The sequence below is a fragment of the Immundisolibacter sp. genome, assembly GCF_028696615.1.
GTDB lineage: Bacteria > Pseudomonadota > Gammaproteobacteria > Immundisolibacterales > Immundisolibacteraceae > Immundisolibacter.
This window is the reverse complement of sequence record NZ_JAQVGQ010000072.1, coordinates 1-11129: the sequence shown is the minus strand read 5'-3', so window position 1 is coordinate 11129 and position 11129 is coordinate 1. Positions and strand designations below refer to the sequence as shown.

8 protein-coding genes are annotated in these 11129 nt (G+C 72.9%); 6 read left to right on the top strand and 2 right to left on the bottom strand.

The window, feature by feature from the left end; genetic code table 11:
* The 6 genes from PHC73_RS06620 to PHC73_RS06595 all read left to right on the top strand — a co-directional run.
* The coding region (locus tag PHC73_RS06620; protein WP_300125956.1) for a magnesium chelatase domain-containing protein at positions 1–422 on the top strand (422 nt) is incomplete at its 5' end.
* 82 nt (positions 423–504) lie between these two features.
* The gene (locus PHC73_RS06615; RefSeq protein ID WP_300125954.1) at positions 505–2016 is read left to right on the top strand and encodes an NAD(P)H-hydrate dehydratase; all 1512 of its coding nucleotides are present in this window, start codon (positions 505–507) and stop codon (positions 2014–2016) included.
* Entirely contained in the window at positions 1994–2449 is a 456-nt protein-coding gene (gene tsaE, locus PHC73_RS06610; protein WP_300125952.1) for a tRNA (adenosine(37)-N6)-threonylcarbamoyltransferase complex ATPase subunit type 1 TsaE, read from the top strand. The genes PHC73_RS06615 and tsaE overlap by 23 nt, the downstream gene beginning before the upstream one ends.
* Entirely contained in the window at positions 2446–3717 is a 1272-nt protein-coding gene (locus PHC73_RS06605; RefSeq protein ID WP_300125949.1) for an N-acetylmuramoyl-L-alanine amidase, read from the top strand. The genes tsaE and PHC73_RS06605 overlap by 4 nt, the downstream gene beginning before the upstream one ends.
* Positions 3704–5500: a DNA mismatch repair endonuclease MutL gene (gene mutL / locus PHC73_RS06600; protein ID WP_300125946.1), complete on the top strand. Its 1797-nt coding sequence runs from the start codon at positions 3704–3706 to the stop codon at positions 5498–5500. Before PHC73_RS06605 ends, mutL begins: the two co-directional genes overlap by 14 nt.
* A 153-nt stretch (positions 5501–5653) precedes the next feature.
* The gene (locus PHC73_RS06595; protein WP_300125944.1) at positions 5654–8161 is read left to right on the top strand and encodes an EAL domain-containing protein; all 2508 of its coding nucleotides are present in this window, start codon (positions 5654–5656) and stop codon (positions 8159–8161) included.
* An 82-nt stretch (positions 8162–8243) separates the two neighbouring features.
* Here the strand turns inward: PHC73_RS06595 and PHC73_RS06590 are convergent, their stop codons facing one another.
* Positions 8244–9470 carry an EAL domain-containing protein gene (locus PHC73_RS06590; RefSeq protein WP_300125942.1) on the bottom strand — a complete coding sequence of 409 codons (1227 nt, stop codon included), beginning with the start codon at positions 9468–9470 and terminating at the stop codon, positions 8244–8246.
* A gap of 280 nt (positions 9471–9750) precedes the next feature.
* Positions 9751–11129 (bottom strand): thiamine pyrophosphate-dependent enzyme (locus tag PHC73_RS06585; protein WP_300125939.1); only part of this gene is annotated, 1379 nt, incomplete at its 5' end.

Below are 11129 nucleotides of genomic sequence, written 5' to 3'. Positions count from 1 at the left end.
GATCTCGCCGGCTGGCGCTCGGCATGGACGGCTCGCGGCTGGCCATGCTGCTGGCGGTGCTGCACCGGCACGCCGGCGTGGCGCTGTTCGATCAGGACGTGTACGTGAACCTGGTCGGCGGCCTCAGGGTGACCGAAACCGCCACCGATCTGCCGGTGCTGCTGGCGGCGCTGTCCAGCCTGCGCAACCGGCCGCTGCCGGCGGACGTCTTCAGCTTCGGCGAAGTGGGACTGGCCGGCGAGGTGCGCCCGGTGCGCGGCGGCCAGGAGCGCCTCCACGAAGCGGCCAAGCTCGGCTTCAGGCGTGCCGTGGTCGGCCGGCTGAACGCGCCGCGCAAACCGATCGCCGGGCTCGAAATCCTGGCGCTGGAGCATCTGGGCGACCTTGCGGAAGTGTTCGCGCGCCTGACGGATGGTGGCTGACCCAAGCCCGAGGTGAAATCGCCTGAATGCGGGTATGCTTGGCCGTGCATCCTCACCAAGCGCCTAAACCGGTCGTCGTAACGTGCTGTCTTTGCTGGACAAGCTCTATTCGGTACAGCAAACGCGCCGCATCGACCAGATCGCGGCTCAGCAGCCGGGCTGCAGCGGCGGCGCGCTGATGGAGCGCGCCGGCGCGGCGGCGTTCGCCCTGCTGCGCCGCCGCTGGCCGGATGCGCGGCGCATCGCCGTGCTGTGCGGCGCCGGCAACAACGGCGGCGACGGTTACGTGCTGGCGCGTCTGGCGCACCTGGCCGGTTTCGAAGTGCAGCTGACCGCCGTGGCGGGTCCGCCGCGGGCCGGCAGCGAGGCCGAGCGCGCCCGGCAGGCGTTTCTCGCCTGCGGCGGCGCCGAACTGCCCCACGCCGCCGCACTGGCCAGCGCCGACCTGCTGGTCGACGCCCTGCTCGGCACCGGCCTCGACCGCCCGCCCGGCGGCGCGGTGGCGGATGCCATCGCCGCCATCGACGCCGCCGCCCGCCCGGTGCTGGCGCTCGACCTGCCGAGCGGCCTTGATGCCGACACCGGCGCCGCGCCGGGCGCGGCGGTGCGGGCGACGGCCACCATCAGCTTCGTCGCCCGCAAGCAAGGCCTGTACACCGGCGCGGCGCGCGAGTGCTGCGGCGAGCTGCATTTCGACGATCTTCGCGTGCCGGTCGTGGCCTGCGCGGCGGCCGGCGAGCCGCCCGCCGTACTGCTCGACCTGCCGACGCTGCGCGCGCGCTGGCTGCCGCCACGCCGGCGCGGCGCGCACAAGGGCGACTTCGGGCACGTGCTGGTGCTGGGCGGCGATCACGGTTACGGCGGCGCGGCGTGTCTTGCCGGCACGGCGGCGGCGCGCGCCGGCGCCGGCCTCACCAGCGTGGCGACACGCCCGGCGCACCTGCCGGCGCTGCTCGCGGCACGGCCGGAGCTGATGGTACGCGGCGTGGACGATGCGGCCGGCTTGGCACCGCTGCTGGAACGCGCCGGCGTGCTGGCGATCGGGCCGGGCCTGGGTCAGGGCGATTTCGGCCGCGCGCTGTGGGCGGCGGCGCTCGCCTGTGGCCGGCCGCTGGTGGTGGATGCCGATGCCCTTAACCTGCTGGCGCAGACCCCGCAGCGGCGCGACGACTGGATTCTCACCCCGCACCCCGGCGAGGCGGCACGTTTGCTCGCCAGCACCGCGGCCCGGGTCGAGGCCGACCGCTACGGCGCCGCGCGTGCACTGCAGCAGCGCTACGGCGGCGTGGCGCTGCTCAAGGGCGCCGGCACGCTGGTGTGCGACGGGCGGTCGCCGATCGGCGTGGTGCCCTACGGCAACCCCGGCATGGCCAGCGGCGGCATGGGCGATGTGCTGACCGGCATCATCGCGGGTCTGCTGGCGCAGCGCCTGCCGGCGCACGCTGCCGCCGCGCTCGGCGCCTGCCTGCACGGCGCGGCGGGCGATGCCGTCGCCGCCCGGCGAGGCGAGCGCGGCCTGCTGGCGGGCGATCTGCTGGACGCCCTGCCGCCGCTGCTAAACGGAACGGACCATGCAGCGCAGCTGGGTGCTTGAGGACGAAGTCGCGCAGCTGGCGTTTGGCGCGCGCCTGGCGCGCGCGCTGACGCAGCCGCTGTGCATTTACCTCACGGGGCCGCTCGGCGCCGGCAAGACCACGCTGGTGCGCGGCCTGCTGCGCGCGCTCGGCCACACCGGCACGGTGCGCAGCCCCACCTACACGCTGCTCGAAAGCTATACCGTGGCCGGCCTCGAGGTCTGCCACTTCGACCTTTACCGGCTCACCGACGCCGAGGAACTGGAGCACATCGGCGCCCGCGAGCTGTTCGACGGCCGCCACCTGTGCCTGGTCGAGTGGCCCGAGCACGGCGCCGGCTGGCTGCCCGCGCCGGACCTCGAGCTGCGCCTGGAGCAAGCCGACGGCGGCCGTCGGCTGCACGCCTGTGCGCACGGCCCGGCCGGTGAACGCACCCTGGAAGCGCTGACATGAAACGATTCCTGTGCTGCCTGCTGGCATTGCTGCCGCTGGCCACGCTTGCCGGCGAACTGCGCGGCGTGCGCTACGCCCCCATCGCCGGCGGCACACGGGTGACGCTGGAGCTCAGCGCGCCGACCGCCGGCAAGGTGTTTTCGCTGCCGGCGCCCGACCGCTTGGTGATCGACCTGCCGACCACCACCGCGCGCGGCGCCCTGGCGGCCCCGGCCGGCGGCGTGCTGCGCGGCGTGCGCAGCGGACCGCAGGCCGGCGGCGCCCTGCGCGTGGTGTTCGATCTTGCAGGACCGGCCAAATGGCGCCAGACAAGGCTGCCGGCCGGCGGCGGTCAGGGTCCGCGGCTGCAAATCGACGTGCTGGGCGCGGCGCCCGCAGTGGCGTCCAAGGCGGCACGCCCGGCCCCGGCGCCGGCCGCGCGCCAACCGGCCACGGTGGCCAAAGCGGCGCCGATCTCCCGACCGCAAGCGGCCGACAACGCCCCGGCGCCGGTCCTGCGCACCCAATCGGCCCGCGCGGTGACGGTGGTGATCGACGCCGGTCACGGCGGGCACGACGTGGGCGCCGTCGGCCCCGGCCGGCTGTACGAGAAAACCGTCACGCTGGCGCTGGCGCGCGAGCTTGCCGCCCAGATCAACGCCCAGCGCGGCATGCGCGCCGTGCTCACGCGCGCCGACGACCGGTTCCTGGAGCTGCGCGACCGCACCGCGGTGGCGCACCGGCACAAGGCGGACCTGTTCGTGTCCATCCACGCCGATGCGGTGGCCGGCGGCGGCGCGCGCGGCTCGAGCGTCTATGCGCTGTCCGAGCACGGCGCCAGCAGCGAGGCGGCGCGCTTGCTGGCGGCGCGCGAGAACGCCGCCGGCATGCCGGCCGGGCTGGCGGCGGCCGGGCAGGACCGGATGCTGCGCTCGGTGCTGCTGGACCTGTCGCAGAACGCCACCATCGAGGGTAGCCTGCGCCTGGGCGAGCGGCTGCTCGACCGCATCGCCGACGTGAACAAGCTGCACCGCTCGGACGTGCAGCAGGCCGGCTTCATGGTGCTGAAGTCCCCGCAGGTGCCGTCCGTGCTGGTCGAAACCGCCTTCATTTCCGACCCCGCCGAGGCGCGCAAGCTGGCCGATGCCGGCTTCCGGCGCCGTTTTGCCGCAGCACTGGTGGCCGGCATCCGCGACTACCTGCAAACCGAGCCGCGCCTGCGCCAGGCGCTGGCCGAAGCGCAGACCGGCCGCACGCCGGCGCTGCGCGCCGCCGATGACGGCGGCTGACACCACGCGCCGGCCGATCCGCGAACTGCCGGCGCAGCTCGCCAACCAGATCGCCGCCGGCGAGGTCGTCGAGCGGCCGGCGTCGATCGTCAAGGAACTGCTCGAAAACGCCCTCGACGCCGGCGCCCGGCGCATCGAGGTGACGCTGGAACAAGGCGGCGTTGGACTGATCCGCGTGCGCGACGACGGCGCCGGCATCCCGGCCGCGGAACTGCCGCTGGCGCTGCGCCGCCATGCCACCAGCAAGCTGCAGGACAGCGACCAGCTGATGCGCATCGCAACGCTCGGCTTTCGCGGCGAGGCGCTGCCGAGCATCGCCTCGGTGGCGCGCCTGCACATCGCCTCGGCGGTGGCGGGCGCGCCGGGGGCGCAGCTCGCGCCCGGCCAGTCACAGCCCGCGCCGGCCGCGCACGGCCCCGGCACCACCGTCACGGTGCGCGATCTGTTCTACAACCTGCCGGCGCGGCGCAAGTTTTTGCGCAGCGAGAAGACCGAGTTCCAGCACATCGACGAGCTGCTGCGGCGCCTGGCGCTGGCGCGCTTTGCGGTGGCGCTCGCCTGGTCGCACAACGGCCGGGCCATCCAGCAACTGCCACCGGCGCTCGATCCGGGCGCCCGCGAAGACCGCCTGCGGCGCCTGCTCGGGGCCGCCTTCGTGGATGCCGCGTTGCGACTCGATTTCCCGGTCGGCGCGCTGCGCCTGTCCGGCTGGGCGGCGCTGCCCACCTTCTCGCGCGCCGCGGCGGACCTGCAGCTGTGGTACGTCAACGGCCGGCTGGTGCGCGACAAGCTGCTCACGCACGCCGCCCGCCAGGCGTATCAGGACGTGCTTTACCACGGCCGGCAGCCGGCCTACGTGCTGTACCTCGAGCTGCCGCCGGAACAGGTGGACGTGAACGTGCACCCGGCCAAGGCCGAGGTGCGCTTTCGCGACAGCCGCAGCGTGCACGACTTCGTGACCCGCTGCCTGCGCGAGGCGATCGGCCGCGGCAGCCGCGCCGGCGCGCCGAGCCACGACCCACTGCCGGTTGGCGAGGCGCCGTCGCCGGGCAGCGACTCGCCGCCCGCACCGCTGCGATTGTGGCAGCCGGCCGCGCCGCGCCTGCCGGTGAGCCGAGCCGGCGGGCAGCTCGCCGAGCAGATGGCCGGCTATGCCCGGCTGGTGCAGGACGCCGCCGCGGACACGGCCGACGACGCCGAGCAGCCGCTCGGCCGGCCGCTCGCGCAGCTCATGGGCATCTACATCCTGGCGCAGAACGCGCGCGGCCTGGTGCTGGTCGACATGCACGCCGCGCACGAGCGCATCACCTTCGAGCGCCTGCGCGCCGCCTACGCCGGCGGCCGCATCGTCGGCCAGCCGCTTTTGGTGCCGCTGACGCTGGCCTTGAGCGCCGGCGAGATCGCCACCGCGCAGCGGCACGCCGCGCTGTGGCCGACGCTCGGGTTTGATCTCGCCGTGCTCGGCCCGGACACGCTCGCCGTGCGCGAAGTGCCGGCGCTGTTGGCCGGCGGCGATGTCGCGGCGCTGGTGCGCGACGTGCTGGCGGAACTGCGCGAGCACGGCACCAGCCGGCGCGTCGAGGAACACATCGAGGCGCTGCTGACCGGCATGGCCTGCCACGGCTCGGTGCGCGCCGGGCGCCAGCTGTCACTGGCCGAAATGGACGCCCTGCTGCGCGACATGGAGCGCACCGAACGCAGCGGCCAGTGCGGTCATGGCCGCCCCACCTGGGTGGAACTGCCGCTGGCCGAGCTCGACCGGCTGTTTTTGCGCGGGCGTTGACCGCGCCGGCGGGATTGAAATAAAACCCACCGGCTCAAGCTTGAGTCAAGGTGGACGATAGTCGTCACACAGGCAGCGGCGACGACGCCCGCTCAGCCGGCGCCCGCCGCCGGCTGCCGATAATTCCAAGGAAGGAAAAAAGGAGGAGTGGGCATGAGTGACCCCTTCGACGACTGGCTGCGCAACTGCCCCGACCCGGTGGCGGTGGCGCGCGGCGTCCGCCTCGAAGACATGCGTCTGCTGCGCTGGAACGCGCCGCTGGCCCGGCTGCTCGGTATCGCCGCCGAGGCCGACCCGGCGCGGGTCGAGGACGTCATCCAGGCGCTGGTGCGGGCGATGAGCCTCGACGGCGAGCGGGCGCAGATGGTTGCGCACGCCAACGAGGCAGCGGTCCGCCACGGTCACCACAGCACCACCTGGCAGTTTCGTGACCCGTCCGGCACGCTGCTGTCGGCCGAGGTGGAGCTGACCGCGCTGCCCTCGCTGGGCGACGACGCCTACTGCACGCGCATCCGCGACATCGGCGCGGTGCTCGAGACGCAACACGAACTGGCCGCCAGCGAGGCGCGCTTTCGTGACCTGTTCGAGGCCTCCACCGACGCCTTCGGCTTCGTGGCGGTGTTCGGCGACCAGCCGCGTTTCATCGACTGCAACACCCGTCTGGCGCGCCTGTACGGCGCCACCGACAAGGCGCAGGTGGTCGGCAAGACACCTCTGGATTTCTCGCCGCCGCTACAGCCCGACGGCCAGCCGTCCGGGGAGAAGGCGCTGGCGGTCAGCCTGCAGGCGCTGCGCGAGGGTCACGCGCGCTTCGACTGGTTTGCGCGCCGCCTGGACGGCACGCCGCTGTGGATGGACGTGACGCTCACCGTGCAGCCGTCCTGGGGCGAAGGTGTGCTGCACTTCGCCGGGCGCGACATCACCGAGCGCAAGCGCGCCGAGGAGGCGCTGGCGCGCGCCGAAGAGCTGGCGCGGGTGACGCTGCAGTCGATCGGCGACGGCGTCATCACCACCGACGCCGAAGGCCGGGTGACGGCCCTGAACCCGGCCGCCGCCCACCTGACCGGCTGGTCGCCGGCCGAGGCCATCGGCCAACCGGTGTCGACCGTGCTGCGCCTGGTGCACGCCGACACCCGCCAGCCGATCGACAACCCGCTGCTGCGCTGCCTGGACGAGGACGACGCGGTAACCCTGCCCGGCACCTCGGTGCTGCTGAACCGCCACGGCATCGAATACCAGGTGGAGGAATCGGCGGCGCCGATCCACCTGCCAGACCAGACCGTGGCCGGGGCGGTGATCGTGTTCCGCGACGTCACCGACACGCGCCGCCTGACGGCGGAAATCGCCCACCAGGCCCGCCACGATCCGCTCACCGGCCTGCCCAACCGGCGCGAGTTCGAGCGCCGCCTGGCCGAGCTGCTCGACGAGGCGCGTCAGAGCGACGCCGAGCATGCGCTGTGCTACATCGACCTCGACCAGTTCAAGGTGGTCAACGACGGCTGCGGCCACGCCGCCGGCGATCAACTGCTCGCCGAGCTGGCCACGCTGCTGCAGCAGCACATCCGGCGCGGCGACCTGCTGGCGCGCCTGGGCGGCGACGAGTTCGGCCTGCTGCTGGTCAACTGCCCGGCCGGCAAGGCGCTCGACGTCGCCCGTGAACTGTTGGGCGTGATCGGCGATTTCCGCTTCCGCTGGGGCGAGCGCAGCTTCACGTTGGGCGCCAGCATGGGCCTGACGCTGGTGACCGCCGGCGCCGCCTCGGCCGCCGAATTGATGCGCGAGGCCGATCTCGCCTGCTACACGGCCAAGGACCTGGGGCGCAACCGCGTCCACCTGTTCCGGCCCGGCGACGCCGAGCTGGCGCGCCGGCGCGGCGAAATGCAGTGGGCCACCGAGCTGCGCGAGGCGCTCGACGAGCGACGCCTGATGCTGTACGCACAGCCGATCCACAGCCTGCGCGGCGCCGATCGCCCCTGGTACGAGGTGCTGGTGCGCCTGCGCCAGCGCAACGGCAACGTGGTGCTGCCGGGCGCCTTCCTGCCGGCCGCCGAGCGTTTCGGCCTGATGCCGCTGATCGACCGCTACGTGCTCGATCAGACCATCGACTATCTACAGCACTGCCCGCCGGCCGACCGGCCGCGGCTGTCGGTCAACCTGTCCGGCCGCTCGCTCGAGGATCGCGGCATCCTCGGCATGCTCGAGCGCTACTTTACCGGGCCGGGCCAACACGGTGGCGACTTGTGCATCGAGCTGACCGAGAGCACGGCGGTGGCGCACCTCGGCCGCACGCGCGAGTTCATCGGCCGCCTGCGCGGCGCCGGCTGCCGGTTTGCGCTGGACGACTTCGGCACCGGCGTGTCGTCGTTCGCTTACCTCAAACACCTGCCGGTGGATTACCTCAAGCTCGACGGCAGCTTCGTGCGCGACATCACCCGCGAGCCGATCGACCGCGCCATGGTGGAGGCCATCCAGCGCCTGTCGGCCATCATGGGCTTCGAGACCATCGCCGAGTTCGTCGAGGACCAGCCGACGCTCGACCTGCTGCGCCAGATCGGCATCGACCACGCCCAGGGCTTTTTGCTCGGCCGGCCGGAGCCGCTCGGTTGCGGTCGGGAAATGCTCGATTCGGCAGCTCGTCCAGCACCGATCAGCGAAGCGTAATCTGCCCGCCGGATTGCGCCGCCCGACACGCCGCACCGCCTCTTGCTTGCACGGCATCCTGACCCGGACGCCAGCGCGTGCTTCAGGCGGGCATGTCTTCTTGCAGCGCCACCTCGCAGCACAGCACGCCGGGCTGGCCGGCCAGCGGCGCGGTCACCGCCAAAGTGACACAGGCCACCCCGAAACCGCGCTGCAGGTGGACGCGACTGCACTGCACCGCGTCGGGATCGGCCACAGCGCGCGTGAAAACACCGCGCTCGGACACCTCGCTGCCGGGCCGGTCCAGCAGCGGTGCGAAACGCGGCCGGCCGGCCTGGCGGCCGAGCAGGCTGTCGCTGCGCTGCACGCCGGCGCAATCCACCCAGTAACAGCGCAGCAGCGCGGCGGCGTCCAGCAAAGGGGCGACCGCCTCCTGCAACGCGGCGCCGACGGCGAGCCGGCCGGCCGCCTCGGCGAGCCACGCCTGCCAGACGCCGGCTGCGGCCCAGTCCGGCAGCCGCTGCGGACCCAAGGCACCGAGCGGCGCCGCGCCGAGCAGCGGCGCCGGCGGTGCCAGCCAGAAGCCTTGCGCCAGGTCGCAGCCTGCGTCGCGCGCCAGCTGCGCCTCGTCGTGGCTTTCCACGCCTTCCATCAGCACCAGCGTGCCGCAGTCGTGCAGAAACTCGACCAGCCCCGACAGCAGGCGCTGCGCCTCGCGGTGCGCCCGCGCCGCCAGCAGCAGCTCGCGGTCGAGCTTGACGATGTCGACGCCCAGCGACCACAAGCGGGTCAGACTGGACAGGCCGACGCCGTAATCGTCGATCGCCACCAGGCAGCCGAGTTGCCGGTAATGCGCCACCGCCGCGGCCAGGGTGTCGCCGTCCTGCACACCGCTTTCGGCAATCTCCACCACTAGCCGCGACGGATCGAAGCCGGCACTGGCGACGATCTGCCCGAGCAGGTCGCCGTGCCGGCGATGACCGGCCACCACCAGCGGCGACACGTTCAGGAACAGCCAGCCCTCGTCCGCCGCCAGGCGCTGGAAGTTGCGCAGGTGCAGCAGCCGGCACAGCGCATCGAGCTGCGTGAGGCCCGCTTCATCGAGCCCGCCGCTGAAGAACCGAAACGGCGTCGCGCCGCGTCCGTCGGCGTATTCGAGCCGGACCAGGCCTTCGTGACCCACCACCCGGCCGCTACCGAGCGCGACCACCGCCTGGAACACGCTCGACAGGCGCAGGCCGCGGAATTGCGCCTGCCAGGCGCCGTCCTGGACGCGGCCGAGTTGAGCTTCGAGGTGGGCGAGCGGCAACGGGGCGCTGTGGTTCGACATGGGGTCCGGTTCGCAGTGATAGACGGACCGCGGGACGCACGCCCCGCGGCGCGGCAGCCGCTGCAGGCGGCCGCGGGACTTTATATCGGACGGCCGTTGGCGGCGCTGAAGCGCCGCCACTGCGCCCTCAGGGTTTGTGAAGAAATGCGCGTCCTGCGCATTGCTTGCGTCGCCCGTCCGGTACACGCCCGGACGGGCTCCCGCGAATCAAGCCCTCAAGGGCTCGATTCGCGTCCGGCCATCCCTGGCCGGCCTCGGCGCTTGAAAAATTCACAAGCCCTCAGCCGCCGAACAGTTTGGCCAGGAAAGCGGTCTCGTCGCCGATGCGCAGGTCCACGATGGCCGGCCTGCCCGCGCGCACCGCCGCCACCGCACGCTCCACCGCGGCGCGAATCTGCGCGGGATCGTCCACCCGCTCGCCGTGGCCGCCGAACAGCAGCGCCAGCTGGCCGTAGTCGGGCGTGGGCGCGATCGGCGAGCTGACGTGGTTGCGGTGCATGACCGCCGCGCCCTGCGGGTACAGAAACTCGGTGCCCATCTGCATGGAGCGGTAGTGGCCGTTGTTGAAGATGACGGTCAGCAGGCCGATGCCGTATTGCTGGGCGAAACCGAGCGCCGCCAGGGCGGGGTTGTAGTTGTAGGTGCCGTCGCCCACGAACACCACCGGCAGCGTGTCCGGCAGCGCGATCGCCGCGCCAAGCCCCATGCCCAGACCGAGCCCCAGGCCACCCGACAGCGCGTTGATGAAGTGCCCCGGCCGCAGGCGATCCATCACGTTGATGATGGTGTGGTGCGTGAGGATGGTCTCGTCGACGATGACGGCGTCGTCCGGCAGGCAGGCGTTCAGCTCGTGGCAGGCAAAGCGCGCGTCGATGGGCGTGGCGCCCGCCTGCGCCAGCGCCTGCTCGCGCCACTGTGCGCGCCGCGCCGTGGCGCGCTCGCCCCAGGCGGCAATCCGCTCGCCGGCGCCGGCGGTGGCGGTCGGGATGAGTTCCAGCAGCGCATCCACCGCCGCCATGGCATCGCCCGGCACGATCAGATCGGCCGTGAAACCCGTATACGGATCGCGCCCACGCAGCGGGTCCTGCGCCACGTTGATGAGCTTGGCGGCGGGCGGCGTCATGGCGGTCGGCGGATACCACGGCCCAGGGGCCTCCAGCATCAGCACCGCATCGACGTCTTTGAGGTAAGGCTGGGCATAGAAGCCGGCGTGCAGCGCGTGCCGGCGCGGGAAGTTCACGTAACCCGGGTGCTGGCCCTCCACCACGCCGGCGCCCAGGCGCTCGGCGAGCTGCACCAGGCGGGCTGCCTCGTCGGCATTGCGGGCGGCGTTCTCGACGATGATGAGCGGGTTTTGCGCCGCGCGCAGCCACGTCGCGGCGCGCTCGAGCGGCGCGCGCGCCGGTTGCGGCAGGCTCGGGTAGGCGTAACGCGCCGGCGCCGGCAGAACCGCCGTCTGGTGCAGATACTCGAACGGCAGCGACAGAAACACCGGCCCCTGCGGCGCGTCCATGGCGAGTGCACAGGCGCGATGCACGGCGCCGGCCAGCACCGCCGGGGTGTTGAGGCCAAAGCTCGATTTGACATAGGCGTCGACCAGCCGCGCCGGCCCGCCGTGATCGGCCAGAAAGCGCCCCCACTGCGCGCCGACCCAGGCAT